Annotated in this window: 11 protein-coding genes; 3 read left to right on the top strand and 8 right to left on the bottom strand. The window is 67.7% G+C overall.

Annotated elements, in window-relative coordinates:
* Positions 1 to 95: 95 nt before the first annotated feature.
* From ACIQCS_RS02115 to ACIQCS_RS02090, 6 genes are all read right to left on the bottom strand, one after another.
* The gene (locus ACIQCS_RS02115; RefSeq protein ID WP_345850739.1) at positions 96 to 2,117 is read right to left on the bottom strand and encodes a glycoside hydrolase family 97 protein; all 2,022 of its coding nucleotides are present in this window, start codon (positions 2,115 to 2,117) and stop codon (positions 96 to 98) included.
* Between the two features lie 23 nt (positions 2,118 to 2,140).
* Entirely contained in the window at positions 2,141 to 3,169 is a 1,029-nt protein-coding gene (locus ACIQCS_RS02110; RefSeq protein ID WP_345850737.1) for a cupin-like domain-containing protein, read from the bottom strand.
* Positions 3,162 to 4,736, bottom strand: a complete 1,575-nt coding sequence (locus tag ACIQCS_RS02105; protein ID WP_345850736.1) for a tryptophan 7-halogenase — start codon at positions 4,734 to 4,736, stop codon at positions 3,162 to 3,164. Before ACIQCS_RS02105 ends, ACIQCS_RS02110 begins: the two co-directional genes overlap by 8 nt.
* On the bottom strand, positions 4,733 to 6,298 hold the full coding sequence (locus ACIQCS_RS02100) for a tryptophan halogenase family protein (RefSeq protein WP_345850735.1): 1,566 nt from the start codon (positions 6,296 to 6,298) through the stop codon (positions 4,733 to 4,735). Before ACIQCS_RS02100 ends, ACIQCS_RS02105 begins: the two co-directional genes overlap by 4 nt.
* Positions 6,299 to 6,367: 69 nt before the next feature.
* Positions 6,368 to 9,733, bottom strand: a complete 3,366-nt coding sequence (locus ACIQCS_RS02095) for a TonB-dependent receptor (RefSeq protein ID WP_345850734.1) — start codon at positions 9,731 to 9,733, stop codon at positions 6,368 to 6,370.
* Between the two features lie 521 nt (positions 9,734 to 10,254).
* Positions 10,255 to 11,799 (bottom strand): MFS transporter, encoded by a 1,545-nt coding sequence (locus tag ACIQCS_RS02090; protein ID WP_345850732.1) that lies wholly within the window; start codon positions 11,797 to 11,799, stop codon positions 10,255 to 10,257.
* A gap of 58 nt (positions 11,800 to 11,857) precedes the next feature.
* On the opposite strand from ACIQCS_RS02090, the gene ACIQCS_RS02085 reads away from it, so the two are divergent.
* Together ACIQCS_RS02085 and ACIQCS_RS02080 are read left to right on the top strand one after the other, a co-directional pair.
* Complete coding sequence (locus tag ACIQCS_RS02085) at positions 11,858 to 12,871, top strand: LacI family DNA-binding transcriptional regulator (RefSeq protein WP_345850731.1); 1,014 nt, start codon at positions 11,858 to 11,860, stop codon at positions 12,869 to 12,871.
* A gap of 123 nt (positions 12,872 to 12,994) precedes the next feature.
* Entirely contained in the window at positions 12,995 to 14,287 is a 1,293-nt protein-coding gene (locus tag ACIQCS_RS02080; protein WP_345850729.1) for an MFS transporter, read from the top strand.
* 52 nt (positions 14,288 to 14,339) lie between these two features.
* Here the strand turns inward: ACIQCS_RS02080 and ACIQCS_RS02075 are convergent, their stop codons facing one another.
* Together ACIQCS_RS02075 and ACIQCS_RS02070 are read right to left on the bottom strand one after the other, a co-directional pair.
* Positions 14,340 to 14,510, bottom strand: coding sequence for a hypothetical protein (locus ACIQCS_RS02075; protein ID WP_167298047.1), 171 nt, complete (start codon positions 14,508 to 14,510; stop codon positions 14,340 to 14,342).
* Positions 14,511 to 14,592: 82 nt separating this feature from the next.
* Complete coding sequence (locus ACIQCS_RS02070; protein WP_345850728.1) at positions 14,593 to 15,600, bottom strand: LacI family DNA-binding transcriptional regulator; 1,008 nt, start codon at positions 15,598 to 15,600, stop codon at positions 14,593 to 14,595.
* Positions 15,601 to 15,683: 83 nt separating this feature from the next.
* Between ACIQCS_RS02070 and ACIQCS_RS02065 the strand changes: the two genes are divergently transcribed.
* Positions 15,684 to 16,439: a kinase gene (locus tag ACIQCS_RS02065; protein ID WP_345850727.1), complete on the top strand. Its 756-nt coding sequence runs from the start codon at positions 15,684 to 15,686 to the stop codon at positions 16,437 to 16,439.
* The last annotated feature ends 73 nt before the right edge of the window (positions 16,440 to 16,512 follow it).

Below are 16,512 nucleotides of genomic sequence, written 5' to 3'. Positions count from 1 at the left end.
GCTGTACCACCCCACTTACCCTTCCGTCATCCCCGCCCCTTTCGTCTTCCCGCCCCCTCCGTCATCCCGGCGAAAGCCGGGATGACGGAGGGGGGTTATTTCAGCAGCTTGAAGCGGATCGCCTGTCCGCCCCCCGGCGCAAGATCGAGATCGAGCGTGTCGGCGCTGCTCACCATCCGCTTCTCGATCGCATAGGCGACAGGATTCTTCACATAGTCGGCATCGGAGGCGTCACGGTAGACCTGCGCCTCGTATTTCCGGCCCGGCGCGAGGAAATCGAGCTTCACGGGCAGCTTGCGCGCCATCTCGTCGGTGATCGCGCCGAGATACCAGTCGCCGCCGCCGCGCGGCTGGCGGGCGACCACGACATAGTCGCCGATCTCCGACGCCAGCGTCCGCGTCGTCTCCCAGTCGGTCGGCACGTCGAGGATGAACTGGAAGGCGTCGCGATGCTTCTCGTAATTCTCGGGCAGGTCCGCCGCCATGTGGATCGGCGAATAGAGCACGACATATTCGGCCAGCTGCGCCGCGAGCGTCGACTGGTTGCGCTCGGTGAGCAGCGTCTTGCCATGCTCGAGATCGAAGATGCCCGGGGTGAAGTCCATCGGCCCGCCGAGCATGCGGGTGAAGGGGAGGATCGTCAGATGCTCGGGCGGGTTGGTCGGGCGGCCCCAGGCGTTGAACTCCTGGCCACGCGCGCCTTCGCGGCTCACCCAGTTCGGCCAGGTGCGGCGCAGGCCCGTGTCCTTGACCGGCTCATGCGTGTCCATCGCGATATGGCGCTTCGCCGCGGCCTCGATCACCTTGAGGTGATGCCGGACCATGAACTGGCCGGCGAACCACTCCTTGCCGCCTTCGCGATCGAGGATATCGCCCGAATGGCGGACATAGCCGGTCTTCACCGCCGGCACCCCGACCCTGGCGTAGAGATCGAGCGCGTCGTCGAGCTGGTCCTCATAGTTCACCACCGCGCCGGCGGTCTCGTGATGGCCGATCAGGTGGACGCCCTTCGACTTCGCATATGCCGACAGCATCGGCAGGTCGAAATCGGGATAGGATTTGGTGAAGCTGAACTTTTCGCCGTTATCGATCCATTCGCCGTCCCAGCCCTGGTTCCAGCCTTCGACCAGCACGCCGTCGAACCCGTATTTCGCGGCGAAATCGATATAGCGCTTCACATTGTCGTTGTTGGCGCCGTGGGTCGGCCCGCTGCCCCAGGTGGTGCGGTTGAGATGCATCTCCCACCAGACGCCGACATATTTGCCGGGCTTGAACCATTTGCCGATGTCCGGGAGCTTGCTCGGCTCGTTGAGGTTCAGCTCGATTCGACTGTCCGCCAGCGCGCCCGGCGTGGTGCCGATCAGCAGGGTGCGCCAGGGCGTGGTGAAGGGCCCGGTCTTCTTCGCGCCGACGCCGTCGGGCCAGGGCATCAGCCAGGCGGTGAGGCCGCCGGCGCCATCGCCCTGGAGCAGCATGCTCGGGAAATCGACCAGCGCGGCTTCGTGGAACGACAGATAGAGCCCGTTGTCGCCCTTCAGCGTCAGCGGCGTCTCGGCCAGCGTGATCCGGCGCGCGTCGGTCTGGGTATAGAGATATTCGTCGCGCTCCTGGCCCAGGCCCTGATACCACCAGGCCTGGTACGCGCCCTTGGTCCTGAACTGGGTGCGATCCGCCATGACACTCACCTGCCGGCCATCGGGGATGCCGGCATAGGAATAGCGAAAGCCGATACCGTCGTCGAAGATGCGGAAGGTGACCTGCATCGCCCTGTTCAGCGCGGTGTCGCCAGCGATCGTCACGGCGAGCTCGCTATGATGGTCGCGGATCAGGCGCTGCTCGCCCCAGGGCTGCTCCCAGCTCGTGTCCGCGGCGGCGCGGCGGGCATCGGTGATCGCGGTATAGCGCGCCTGGGGCTCGCCGGCGAAGCTGAGGCCGAGGTTCGAAGAAGCGATGACGAGCTGGTCGCCGCGCCTGACTTCGTAGCGCGCCGCCCCATCTTCGACCGAAACACAGACTTCGAGCACCTTGCCCGGCGACTGGGCACATTCGCGGCTCCCGGCAAAGGCAGTGCCGGGCAGCGCGAGCGCAAGGAGCGTGACGAGGGTACGAGAGGTCATCCGGTTTCTTTCCTGTGGGGAGGTCATGACTTGAGGAATGCGGCGCGCAGGCGCTGGCGGAGCGCGGCGCGTTCGCTCGCGCGCATCTCGCCCAGCGGCCCGCGCTGGGAGGGCGGGATATGCGCGGCGCCGTCCTCGGCGAAGACATGGGTTTCGAACATCGCCCGCCAATAGCCGCGCTCGGCGGGCGGCAGCCGGCAATAGGCCAGCAGCGCGGCGAGAAAGACGTCGTGCGGCTGCTCGACGCCCATGGCATCGTCGCCCCACCAATAGTTCACCATCGCGTTGAACGGGCTCAGCGAGGTGACGTGGTGCCACCAGTAGCGCGGCAGGAAGAGCGCATCGCCGGGATCGAGAAACGCGACCCGCGCCGTGGCCAGCGCATCGGCGAAGCGCGGGAAGCGGGCGAGGTCGGGCGCCTCCGGATCGACCAGCGAGAGCGGTGGCGGATTGTCGAGCGGACCTACATAGAGATTGGCCAGCTGATCGGGCGGGAAGAGCAGGAAGCGCCGCCGCCCGGCAAGCACGCAGGCAAGGTTGTGGTCGCGATCATTGTGCGTCCGGGTATGGACCGGGCCGCCGACCCACAGGCGCGGCGCGACGTCCGCCGGGAGCAGCGGCATCGGGTTCTGCGCGACGAAATCGGGCATCTGCACCGCCAGCGGCAGCATCTGGACCGCGACATGGGGCGCGCTGTCCTCGCCGGCGAGGCGCAGGATCCGGTCGAGCGCATCGCTCAGCCGGGCGCTGCGGCGGGTGAAGTTGAACTCGCGCAGGTCCGTGCCATAGCCGAACTTGCCCAGGGTGCGCGCGGGCGCCTCCATCACCGGCACCGGCGCGCCGCGATCGAGCCCCTTGAGATAAGCGGGCAGCTGCCCCGCCTGCCCGGCGGCCAGCGCCGGCCAATGCGCGAACAGGCCTTTCAGGACAACGGGCACCCCAGCGGCGATCAGGTCGGCCAGCCCCGCGGCCGGCGGCGCGGCGCGGGCCGAGACGCGCGGCAGGCCGTCGATCAGGCCCGGCTCGGCGGCGGCGCGGAGCGGCTCAGCCATGGGCAAGCCCGGCGAGATATTCCTCCTGGGTCGGCTGGCGCAGCACCTGCTCGCGCACGAAGCCGAGCATGCGGCGGAACTGGGCCTTCATTTCCTCCGGCGGCACCTGGTCGATCGCGGGCGGCCAGCTTTCGGGCTGCACGCCATGGCCAAGGAAGAGCGCCCGCCAGCTGTCGGGCGGCAGATTCTCCTCCTCGAACGGCGCGAGCTCGGCCCGGGCCCGGAACAGCCCCACGGCGTGGGCAAGATCGGGCGAGACCGTGCCGGCGCGCGCGGCATCCCAAAAGGGGCCGGCATAGCGGGCGAGCGCATAATGCGCGGACTGGAAATCGCGGATGCGGTCCAGCGCCGCGGTGGCCACGCGATTATATTCGTCGCGCTCGGCGGCGAAGCCGGTACGGGCGGGGAAGTTGGCGAGCAGCTGCACCAGCCCGGCCTGAAAGCCGAGCAGGTCGACGCCGTGCACCGGATCGAAGCTGGCGCCGAGCGTGACGACATTGCCGCGCCAGGGCAGGATCGGGCGGCCCGGAACAACCGGCCGAACCACGGCATCCGCAAGGGGCAGGCCCGATGCCGCAGCGGCAGCTGCGAATGCCTCCGCATCGTCGCCATGGGCACTCGACCAGCCATGGGTGACGAAGGTCGCCGGCCGGCCGGGATGCAACGCCGTCCATCCGGCGGGGCCGGCGCGGCACTCGGCATAGACCGGGATGTTCGCGAAGGGCGGCGCCGCGGCGGCGAGCACGCGATCCACGGGGAAATAGTCCCGCCAGCTCAGGAAATTGTCACCCTGCGGCAGCGCGCCGCCGGCATCGACGAGGAGATCGGCCGTCAGCCGGCGCCCTCCGTCCAGATCGAGCGCCGCAACTGCCCCCTCCCCCGGCACGACCACGGCCGAGACGGCCGGATGGACGACCACGCCGTGGCGCACCGCTACCTCGCGCAGCATCCGGGCATAGGGAATGGCCGGCAGGTGATAGCCATAGTCGCAGCGGCCGTAGATCTCGCTCTCTTCGTCGGGCAGCATCAGCCGGCCCTGGCGCGCGGCGGCGGCGGTGAGCGAGAAATCGTCCAGGGGCACGCCCAGGCCATGGGCCCGCGCCTTCACCCAATAGGCGAAGAAGTCGCGCCCGCCGATCTGGGTGCCAGCCGAGCCATAGGCATGAAGGAAGGGCACACTTGTTCCCCGGCGAAAGCCGGGGCCCAGGCTCGACGTCGCCTCGGTCGCGCTTGCCCTCTCCTCCAAACCACTTGCAACTGGGCCCCGGCCTTCGCCGGGGATCTGGTTGGGTTCAATCCGGCGAGGTTCAAGCTCAACGAAGTTCCGCCCCAGAGCCAGACTGCCGCCCGTCACCTGGAGCAGCATGGCCTCGTCGATGCGGAGCTGGTTGTGCAGCGCCTCCAGCGCCGGGAACGTCGCATGGGCGTCCGCCGGCGCGAGCGCGCTGGGCAGCTCCACTGCCTCCACCCGCACGCCCGAAGCGCCGAGCCCGCGCGCCAGCGCGGCTGCGGCGAGCCAGAGCGGGGCGTCGCGGCCCATGACGATCGCGGTAAAGGGCCGGCTCATGCCACCACCGCCTTGTCGTCCGCGGAACCGCGCGGGGCGGAGCAATAGCCATGGATGAACTCGGCATGCGCCGGCAGGGCGGCGGCGTTGGTGGCGATGCGCTCCCGCAGATCCGCCAGGCGCTCGGCCACTTCGTCGAGCGGCGCGCGGTCGGCCAGCCGGTCATGGGCCTGGGGCAGTATCCCCTGCCCCATCAGCACCGCCAGCCAGCTGTCGCGCGAGAACAGGCCGAGCTTGTAGTCCGGCGCGCGGCCACTCGACCGGAACAGCGCGATCTTGTGCGCCAGGCTATCCGGCAGCGCCATGTTGCGCACATGATCCCAGAGCGGCTCGCCGTGGCGCGCATTGGCCGTGTAGTGCAGCACCAGGAAATCGCGGGTGCGGTCGTAATGGATCGCGAACAGCCGGTTGAACTCGGCCGCCAGCCGCGGATCGGGTGGGCCGCCGCCGGGCGCGGGCATCAGATTGGCAAGGTCGGTGACCGCGGCCTGGATCAGGAAGATGCTGGTCGACTCCAGCGGCTCGAGAAAGCCCGACGACAATCCGATCGCGACGACATTCCCTTCCCAGCCCCGCGCCCGGCGGCCGGCCTGGAAGCGGAGCAGCCGGGGATCGGCGAGCGGCGCGCCGTCGATCGCGCCCAGGACCGTCTCATGCGCCTGCTCCTCCGAGCAGAAGCTGCTCGAGAAGACATAGCCGTTGCCGATCCGGTGCTGGAGCGGGATGCGCCAGGTCCAGCCGCCGGCCTGGGCGGTGGAGCGGGTGAAGGGCGTGATGCCCGCGACGCTGGCGCAGGGCACGGCCATGGCGCGGTCGCAGGGGAGCCAAGCGCTCCAGTCGTGCCAGGCGACGCCCATGCTCTGCCCGAGCAGCAGCGAGCGGAAGCCCGAGCAGTCGATGAACAGGTCGCCCGTGATCGCGGCGCCGGACTGGAGCGCGACGCTCTCGACCAGGCCGCTTTCGGGGTTGCGGGCGACGTCGACGATCCTGCCCTCGATCCGCCGCACGCCGCGCCGGGTCGCCCAGCCGCGCAGATATTCGGCATAGAGGCCGGCATCGAAATGATAGGCATAGGAGAAGGTCGAGCGGATCGAGCGCGGGTCCTCGTTGGGCAGGTCGAACACGCCTTCGCGGCACATCGCCACGGCGAAGCTATGGTCGAACCAGTCGCCGACATCATGGCCGGCGGCCCGGGCACGCAGCCAATGGTGCTGGAAGTCGACGCCGCCCCAGCGCTCGCCGAAGCGGCCGAAGGGGTGGACATAGCGGCCGCCGGGCCTGTCCCAGCCGACGAACTCGATGCCGAGCTTGAAGCTGCCCTGGGTGGCGCGCATGAACTCGGCCTCGTCGAGCCCGAGCATCGCGTTGAACTCGCGGATATGCGGCAGCGTGGCCTCGCCCACGCCGACCGTGCCGATTTCGTCGGACTCGATCAGCGTCAGCGCATAATCGGTCTGCGGCAGCAGGCGCGCGAGACCGGCCGCGCACATCCAGCCCGCGGTCCCGCCGCCGACGATGACGACGCGCAGCGGCGCCGGGGATGGATTCGACCTGGGCTGCATGGCACCCGCTCGTGAAATGGAAAAACTGGCGCCGCCGGGAATGAAGGGTACCGGCGGCGCCGAGGGGAGTTAGAATTTGAACCGGGCGCCGAACTGGAAGCGCCGGTCGACGCGGCTCCAGTTCGCGTCGCGGAACACCGGCTTGGCGTTGGGCGTGGCGCTCGAGTCGCCGAAGATCTGCTGCTGGAACACCGTGGTGGTGCCGAGCAGGTTCGATCCTTCGATCGACAATTCGACCCATTTGGCCAGCGAGACGCGCAGCGACCCGTCGAGGAAGCCCGCCGCCTTCTGGAACACCGGCAGGCCGATGCAGCAGTCGAGATTGTTGGTAAGGAAGCGCGAGCGCCAGTTATAGGCGAGACGCATCGCCACCGGGCCCTTTTCGTACAGCGCCACGGCGTTGAACGTGTGCTTGGAGATGCCCGCCAGCTGGTGCGAGTCGATCACCACGCCGCGGCCGCCGGAGACGTCGAGGCCCGCGCCGAAGCCGCCCGTGCCGCCCGAGTCGAGCGCGCCCTGCGTCACCAGGTTGGAATTGCTGATGCCCGACTGGTCGACAAAGGTATAGTTGAGCTGGGTGCCGAAGCCGCTCAGCACGCCGGGCAGGAAGTCGAAGAAGGTCTGGAACGCGACTTCGACGCCCTTCAGCTCGCCGCCGCCGGCGCCGTTGCGCGGCCCGCGCATCAGCACCGTCTGGGTGGAGCCGTTGTTGGTGAAGCTACGCAGGAACTCGCCATAGGCGATCGTGCCGTTCAGCTTCTTGTAGAAGCCGTCGATCGTGAACGAGCTGCTGCGGCCGAAATAATGCTCAAAGGTGAGGTCGAACTGGTCGGCCGTGATCGGCTTCAGCGCCGGGAAGCCCGATTCCGCGCGGAACACGAAGTTGTAGCCGGTCACCGTGCCCGCCCCGTTCTTCACCAGATAGGGCGAGTCCGGCCTGCCGTTGAGGTCCGGCCCCAGGATCGAGACGAAGTTGCGCAACAGGCCGAAGTCCGGGCGCGACATGCCCCGCGAATAGCCGAAGCGCACGAACGTCTTGTCGTCCAGGCCGAGGCGGAGGTTGAAGCTCGGCAGCCAGTTGTCATAGCTCGCCGTGTAGCTGTTGGGGCTGCCGCCACCGCTGGCAAAGGCCGCCACCGCCGGCGTGACGAAGCACATCGGGTTGACCACCCAGCCCGTGGGCAGCGGGCCGCCGCAGGGGACATAATTGTTGAAGGTGGTGGTGAGCGGATAGCCGACGCTGCCGTCCGACGCGATCTCGGTGCGCACGAAGCGCAGGCCGATATTGCCGCGAACGTTGAGCCCGCCGATGTTCATGCCGTCCCCGCCGAAGCGGAGCATCGCATAGGCGGCCTTGGTCTTCTCCTTGACGTGCATCACCTCGGACGGGAGGTAGCAGCCCTCGATCGTGGCATCGGCGCGGTCGCAGATCGGCTGCCAGCTCATCGGCGAATTCGTGGTCGCGCCGCTGACGCCCTGCACCAGCCGGGTCCGATCCATCAGCGTGGCGCGGTTCATATAGACCAGCGCCGGATTGTCGTAGACGCTGCCATTGTAGAAGCCGTCGCCAAGAGTGACCGACTCCCACATGCCCGCGCCATAGCCCTTGAAGGCCGGGTGACCCGCGTTGCAGCTCGGATAGGCACCGCCGGTGGTGTTGTCGATGTTGAAACCCGGGCCGTTGCAGTTCCACGAAGCGGCGACCGGGCTCCAGTTGAAGGTGGAATAGCGGACCGTCTGGCTGCGATCGGCATAGCGCACGCCGACCTTCAGCGAGTCGAGCCAGCTGCCCTCGTCGAAATCATAGGCGATATCGCCGCGGAACGCAGTTTCCTTGGCGTCATTATGCTCCATGTGCGCCTGGATGAACGGCATCCAGTAATTGTGCGGGTTGGAGAGGCCGCCAGTGGCATAGTTGACGTTCGAGCCAGGCAGCAGCTTCACCTGCGGGGTGCCGTCGCTGTTCGTGCTGTACTGCATGTTGGCCATCGAGCCGACCGCGACGAGGATGTCGTCATTGGTCGTGTTCGCCCAGATGTGCTGCACGTCGAGATTGATGTGCAGCTTCTCGGTCGGGTCCCAGCTGATGTTGCCCGACAGGTCCTGGGTTCGCTCGCGGTGATCGAAGTTGCGGGCCTCGTTCTGGAAATAGAGGCCGTCCTGCAGCGTCGTGCAGACCGAAGGCGCGGCGCAATTGTTGACGAAGGGCAGGCCCGGCACGGCCGAGCCGGTGTTGATCGCTTCCTGGGTGCTGTCCCAGCTCCCGCGCCAGCTGCCATGCGCCTGGGTGAGCGTGCCCGAGCGGAGCATGCCGTCCGGCCCGAAGATGAAGGCCGAAGTGCCTGGCGCGGCGCCGAGGAACGAGCCGGTGCGCGGAAAGAAGGACGGCTTGCCATAGGCGTCGCCCTGGAAGATCACATGGCTGGCCCGCTCGAGCCAGGCATTGTGATATTCGCTGTCATTGTACTGCGCGGTCATCCGGAAATTGCCGGCATTGTTCTCATATTGCGCCGCCGCCGAGATGCCGCGGCGGACGCGATCATAGTCGACCTGCGAATAGCGGATGCCGTCGGGGATATAGGCCCAGCCCGAGCCGCCGAACGGGTTCGAGGCGCAGGCGACCGAGCCGTCGGAATTGACGATGCCGCCGCCCGACGCATTGGTCGAGCCGGTGGTGCAGAAGGTGTCGATCTTGTCCATGATCACGCTTTCCGTGCGCGTGATGACATGGCTGCGGGCGAAGTCGGCGAGCAGGCCGAAGCGGCCGATCGCAGTGTCCCAGGTGTTCGAGATCAGGCCCGAGAACTCGCCGGTCCACTCCTTGGAGCGGCTGCCATAGGTCGCCTTGGCATTGCCGGCGACGACGAGGCCCTTCTGGTCGAACGGCAGGCGGGTCCGCAGGTTGACCGTGCCGGCCAGGCCGCCCTCGATCATCTCCGCCGTCTGGTTCTTATAGGCGTCGACGCCCGACATCAGCTCGGGCGACACGTCGTTGAAGTTGAGGCCGCGATAGCTGTCGGCCGAGAAGCTGTCGCGCCCGTTGAATTCGGTGCGCACGAAGGTGAGGCCGCGGATCAGCACGCCGGTGGGCTCGCCCGAGGGGTGCGTGGAGTCGTCGGTCGATTGCAGGCGCGAGGTAGTGATGCCCGGCACGCGCTGAAGCGCGCCCGACACCGAAGTGTCCGGGAAGGCGCCGATATCGGTCGCAGTGATCGAATCGACCACCGTGTCCGAATCGCGCTTGATCGTCTGCGCGGTCTCGAGCGCCTTGCGGACGCCGACGACGACGATCGCGGGCGAATTATCGTCTTCCTTGGCCGTTTCGGGTGCGCTGGCCGGTGCCTGGGCGGTTTGCGCCTGGGCGATGCCGGCAAGCCCCATCAGGGCCATGGCGGCAAGCGAGGCGCTGCCCCGCAAGATGGTGGTCTGCTTCATCTTTCCTCCCTCCGTCGCTCCTTTGCGGAGCTGTTGCACGCACGACGCCCCGGAGCCCCCGCCCCGTGGCGCCGCGTCAATTCCCTTGTCGGTGCGTGGAAATGCGATCGCGCGAAATGCGCGCGCGGCAACGCCCGGCGCTGCTGCGCGTGATCGCAAGCCGGCTATGCCGCGCTTCCCCCAAGACACCCTCCTTATGTGCCGGCGACGCTCCAAGGCGCCGCCATCCACTACGAGCCGCCCGCTCCGAAGGCATGAAACGCCGACGGCCTTGCCGGGAAGCTCTTTGCGTAACTTTGCGTAAATTGAGCATAACCGCAAGAGGGAAATTATCGAACAGCGAACTAAGGTTATATAATTATAAAATAACACTTTACCTGGTTATATCGCCAAAATAGATCCAAATTCCTCGCCCGCCCACGAGTCGCGCAATGCAATTTTGCCTTGCAATCAATGCAAGTTTTGCACAATCTGGCAATGCAATGCAAAGCAGAGCAATCTCGTGCGCGGCCCCGCCGGCGCTATTGCCGGGTGCCGGTATCGGCGCCGGAAGGGAGCGCGAGCGCGAAGCCGGCTGCGATCAGCAGCGCAGCGGCGGCGAGGACCAGCGCATATTCGGCCTGGCCGTGGAAGACGCGGCCGACCAGTGGGCCGAGCATCGTCGAGGCGACGAGCTGCGGGATCACCAGGAACATGTTGTGGATGCCCATGTACACGCCGGCCTTGCCCGGCGGGACGCTGCCGGCGAGCATGGCATAGGGCATGGACAGGATCGCCGCCCAGGCGAGCCCCACGCCGATCGTCGGCAGCCAGAGCGCCACCGGATCCGCGACGAGCAGGAAGCCGAGCAGCCCCGCCGCGCCGAACACCAGGCACAAGGCATGCGTCGCGCGGCGGCCGAGCCGCTCGCCGATCCCGGGCAGCAGCAGCGCGCCCAGCGCCGCGACGCCGTTATAGCCGGCGAAGAGCACCCCCACCCAGTCGGCGGCGGCGTTGTAGCCCGGCGAAGCGGGGTCCGCGGTGCCATAATGGCGCAGCGCCAGCGCGGGCACGGTATAGATCCACATCGCAAACAGCCCGTACCAGGTGAAGAACTGGACGATGGCAAGCCGCTTGAGGAGCAGCGGCATCGAGCGGATGTCCTCGACGATCTCGAGCATGCCGATCGAGCTGCGGCCGAGCCGGCGCAGGCGGACCACCACTGCCTGGAGCAGTCCGAACAGGAAGCAGATGCCGGCAACGACATAGATCTCGCGCTTCCAGCCGGCGAGCGCGGCGGCGCCGGCGATGCCGAGGCCCGCGAGCATCCAGGCCATGCCATGGCGGACCAGCGAGGCGGCGCGTTCGGGCGACAGGGCGTGTGGCGGCATCGCCGCTTCGGGCAGCCGCGCCGGCGCGGGGCATTCGCGAGTGGTGGCGATCGTCCAGCCCACAGCCGCCAGCAAGCAGAATCCTCCGATATAGAAGGCCGTGCGCACCGCTTGCGGGAGCATGCCCGGCTCGGGCCGGCCGCTCAACCCCGCCCAATGGACGAGCATCCAGGGCAAGGCCGAGGCGAACACCGCGCCGATGCCGATGAAGAACACCTGCATCGCGAAGCCGGCGGTGCGCTGGCTCTCGGGCACCCGATCCGCCACCAGCGCCCGGAACGGCTCCATCGCGATGTTGATCGAGGCGGTGAGCACCCACAGCATCAGGCTGGCGACCCAGAGGCTGGCAGCATTGGGCATCAAGAACAGGGCGAGCGCCGTGCACAATGCCCCCGCCAGGATATAGGGCCGCCGCCGGCCGAGCGGCCCCCGGGTGCGGTCGCTCAGATGGCCGATGATCGGTTGGACGAGCAGCCCCGTCGCGGGGCCGGCGATCCACAGGATGGCGAGATCGTCGAGCTCGGCGCCCAGCGTCTGGAAGATGCGGCTGGTATTGACGTTCTGCAGGCCCCAGACGATCTGGATGCCGAGCAGACCGAAGCACATGTTCCAGATCTGCAGCAGGCGGAGCCGCCCGCCCGCGGGCCCGGCACCGGACACGGCGTCACGCGCCTGGCTCGGCCGGCCTGCTTGCAAACTGATCCCCCCGATGCATTAACTCGGCCGTTTTCGGCTCTTCTCCAGCTTGGGCACAATGGGCAGCAGTAGCAACAACAATACGACGCTGCAGGATCTCGCGCAGCTGGCCGGCGTATCGATCTCGACCGTCTCGCGGGCGCTCAACGATCACCCGCTGATCAGCGCGCGGACCAAGCAGAAGATCTGGGCGCTGGCGCGTGACCATGACTATCCTTTCCGGCCCTATATGCCGGCGGCGCCGGTAGGAGCCGAGGGGACGATCGTGATCGTCACGCCCTTCATGCGCGGCCGGCCGCTGCCGCTCTCGCACCCCTTCTTCCTCGAGCTGCTCGCCAGCATCGGCGAGGCGGCGCGCGCGCGCGATTGCGATTTCACGGTGAGCCACACCACGCCGGCAAACTATGAGGACCTCGTCGCCACCACCACGACGAGCCGGGCGAGCGGGGTGATCTTCCTCGGCCAGTCCATGCTGCACGACGCGTTCAACCAGCTGACCGAATCCAACGCCAATTTCGTGGTGTGGGGCGCGCAGATGGCCGGGCAGCTCTATTGCTCGATCGGCTCGGACAACCAGATCGGCGGGCGCCGCGCGACCGCGCACCTCGCCCGGCTGGGGCGCAAGGCCATCCTGTTCCTGGGCGGCACCGATCCGGAATCGATGCAGCGCAAGCGCGGCTACAACGAGGCACTCAAGGAAGCCGGGCTGGAAATGGACCCCAAGCTGGTGGTGCCGGTGGATTTCGAGCTGGAATCCGCCGATGCGGCGATCAGCCGGCTGTTGCGGCGCCACGTCCATTTCGACGGGATCGTCGCCTCGTCGGACCTCATCGCACTCGGCGCGATCCGCGCCCTGCGCCGGGCGGGCGTATCGGTGCCCAGCGACGTATCGGTGGTTGGCTATGACGACATGCTGCTCGCCCGGCTCTCCACGCCCGCGCTCAGCACCATCCGCCAGGACACGTTCGAGGCCGGCCGCCAGCTGGTCTCGCGCATCCTCGACCCCTCCCCCGATCCCAGCGCCGAGCGGCTGCCGACGGACCTGATCGTGCGGGAGTCGTGCGGGGCCTAATCTCGGCCGTCATCCATGCTTTCGCCGGGAGGGCGGCTATTGCCTTGCCGCCATGCATGCCGCTCGGCTATGCCCACGCGTCAATCGGCGGGAAAACCCGCGTTCAGAGGTGAAGGTCAGCTTATGCACGGTGCGCTCGGTTTGATGCGGGAGCGCCGATTCCTGCCGCTGTTCGTCACCCAGTTCCTCGGCGCGTTCAACGACAATCTGTTCAAGAACGCGATGATCTTCTTCGCGACCTACCAGATCTTCAACTCGGTGGAGGACGAGACCCGGTTCAGCGCGATCGCGACCGGCATCTTCATCCTGCCCTATTTCCTCTTCTCCGCGCTCGCCGGCCAGCTCGCCGATACGTACGACAAGGCGAAGATCATGCGGATCATCAAGGCCGCCGAGGTCGGCATCATGCTGGTCGGCGCCGCGGGCATCTTCCTCAAGCATCTCGAGCTGATGCTCGTCGCGCTGCTCGGCATGGGCATCCACTCGGCCTTTTTCGGCCCGATCAAATACGCGATCCTGCCCCAGCACCTGGAAGAAGACGAAGTGCTGGGCGGCACCGGCATGGTCGAGGCCGGCACCTATATCGCGATCCTGTGCGGCACGATCGCCGGCGGCGTGATCAGCGCGAAGGCCGCCGCCTTCGCGGTGATCGGCGTCGCGGCGGTCGGCTGGTTCGCCTCGCTGCGCATTCCCTCGGCACCGCCGATGACCACGCTCAAGATCGACTTCAACATCTTCCGCGCCTCGTGGCGGCTGATCTCGGCCACCATGCACATCCGCCGCCTCTATCTCGCGATCATCGCGATCAGCGTGTTCTGGACGATCGCGGCCGTGCTCGGCGTGCTCTTCCCACCGCTCGTCAAGAACGTGTTCCACGCCCAGAAGGACGTGGCGAGCGTGTTCCTCGGCATCTTCTCGGTGGGCATCGCGATCGGATCGGTGATCATCAACCGGCTGCTCAAGGGGCATGTCTCGGCGAAATATGCCGTGCGCTCGGTGCTGACGATGATGGTGTTCGTGATCGGCTTCTATGTCGTCGCGCGCTTCTGGCCGGTACATGACGGGCCGCTGATCAAGACCGCCGAGTTCGTGATGATGCCGCTGGGCTGGGCGGTGCTCGGTTTGCTGATCGCGATCGCGATCACCGGCGGCATGTTCGTGGTGCCGCTCTACGCCTTCCTGACCACCACCGTCGAGAAGTCGCAGACCGCGCGCACCGTGGCGGCGAACAACATCGTCAATTCGGGTTTCATGGTGTTCGGATCGGTCGGCATCTTCGGGGTGAGCAAGATCCCCGGCATGGGCGTGGCCGAATGCATCCTGGTGGTGGTGGTGCTCTGCCTGGCTTCGGCCTGGTGCGCGAACCGGCTCTACAAGGCCGAGGATGCGCCGCACGCGCCCGACGTGCTTCCTTGATGCAGCTCAGCCGACGCTGAACCCGGGCGGCACCGGGCCGGTGCCGCCGCCGTCAGGCAATGAACGTGAAGAAGCAGACGAAGAAGGCAGTGAAGCTCAGCGCGAAGAGCTTCACGTCGCTGTCGTCCCGCAACTTGCGCTGCTGCGCCACGGCGCGGCGGACATGGCGGCGGAACGGGTGGCGGCGGGGCGCGTAGCCCTCGATGACGAGCTGGCGTTGCATGGCCAGCAGTTAACGACTTCTTAACCTTTGCCGCCAGCGTTACCTATGGTTAACCACTGTCCGGCGGCGGGACAGCCCTTGGTTACCGCGCGGCCGGGCCCGTGCTCGCCCGCACCACCAGCTGATGATCGAGCGTGACTCGCGGCTGGGGCGTATTGCCGCCCAGGATCAGCTCGGCTGCGGCGGAAGCGAGCTCTTGCACCGGCTGGCGGATGGTGGTGAGCGGCGGCCACACCGCCCGCGCCAGATCCGAATCGTCGAACCCCGCGATCGAAAGCTGGCCCGGCACGTCGATATCGCTCTCATGCGCGACGGCGAGCGCGCCGGCAGCCATGTCGTCATTGCCGGCGAAGATCGCGGTGGGCCGCTCCTTGCGTGCCAGCAGCTCGCGCGCGGCCGCGGCGCCCGAGGCGAAGTCGTTCTCCGCGGCGACGACGAGCGACGGATCGAAGGCGATCCCGTGCGCCGCAAGCTCGGCCTTGTAGCCGGCGAGGCGATCCGCCGAGGAGGCATGGCTGTCGAGGCCGCGGATCATCGCGATGCGGCGATGTCCGAGCCCGATCAGATGCCCGACCAGCTCGCGCGCGGCAGCGATGTCATCCATCGACGCGGACATGCCGGCATCCTTGCGCGTACCCGGCGCGATGCGGACATAGGGCAGCCCGCGCCGGTCGAGCTCGTCGAGCAATGCTGTGGCCTCGGTCACCGGCGGCGAGAGGATCAGGCCGTCGAGATGCGTCTCGTCGATCAGCGCGAGCACGTTGGAGACGAGATCGGGCGACTGACTGTCGATCGGCTGGAGAAGCAGGCGATAGCCCAGCTCGGTGCAGCGCTGCTGCGCGCCGGTCTGCACGTGATAGATGTAATAGGGGCTGGGATTGTCGTAGAGCAGGCCGACCTGGAACGACTTGCGCCCGGCAAGCGTGCGGGCGGCATGGCTGGGCCGGAAGTTGAGCCGGGCGACGACTTCCTCGACACGGCGGCGCGTCTCTTCGCTGACATGCTTCTCGTTGTTGAGCACGCGGCTGACGGTCTTGAACGACACGCCGGCGATCTTCGACACTTCCTTGATCGTGGGACGGCTGGACATCACTTTCCCCGCCGGGAAGCAGCCCCGGCCTGTGCAAGCCATATTTGACAGCGCTGGCAGTGCGCAAGCTAAGAAGCAGATCGATGGACATCGCGCAGCCTCCCCCCGCCGCGGCCGAGATCATCGCCGCACGGCTCCGACCTGGCGCGCGGAGGCCCTTCGTGCTCGGCATCGCCGGCGCCCAGGGCAGCGGCAAGTCGACGATCGCGCGCGCCCTTGCCGCCCGTTTCGGCTGCCCGGTGCTGTCGCTCGACGACCTTTATCTCGACGGTGCCGCCCGGCAACGGCTCGCCGAGACCGTGCACCCGCTGCTGCGCACCCGCGGCGTGCCGGGCACCCATGACGTCGCCGCCGGGCTGGCGGCGATCGAGGCGCTGGCGCACGGCCCTGCCCTGCTCCCCCGTTTCGACAAGGCACGCGACGAGCCCGGCAGGCTCGAGCGCGTGGCCGGGCCGGCCGAGATGCTGATCCTGGAAGGCTGGTGCCTGGGTGCACAACCACAGGACGCGGCGGAACTCGTCACGCCGATCAACGATCTGGAGCGCATGCACGATGCGGACGGCCGCTGGCGGCGCTGGGTGAATGCGCAGCTGGCCGGCCCCTATCAGGCGCTATGGGCCCGGATCGACCAGCTCGTGTTCCTCAAGGCGCCCGGCTTCGACGTGGTGGCCGATTGGCGGATCGAGCAGGAACGCGCCGCGCACGGGCCGATGTCCGATGCCGAGGTCCGGCGCTTCGTCCAGCATTATGAGCGGCTGACCCGGCACATGCTGCGCCACGGCCATGGCTGGGCCGACCTGACGCTGCGCCTGGACGCCGATCGGCGGCCGAGGGATTGATCCAGGTTAATCGGCGCCCGCAGGCGCCGGGCCCGTTCTCGCTGGGCGCCGCGGCTCGCGCGGCGCCCGCCCC

It is taken from the genome of Sphingomonas sp. NPDC092440 (assembly GCF_044754985.1).
In the GTDB taxonomy this organism is placed as follows: Bacteria; Pseudomonadota; Alphaproteobacteria; order Sphingomonadales; family Sphingomonadaceae; genus Sphingomonas.
Note: the sequence above shows the minus strand (reverse complement) of the source record. Positions and strands in the feature narration are given on the sequence as shown.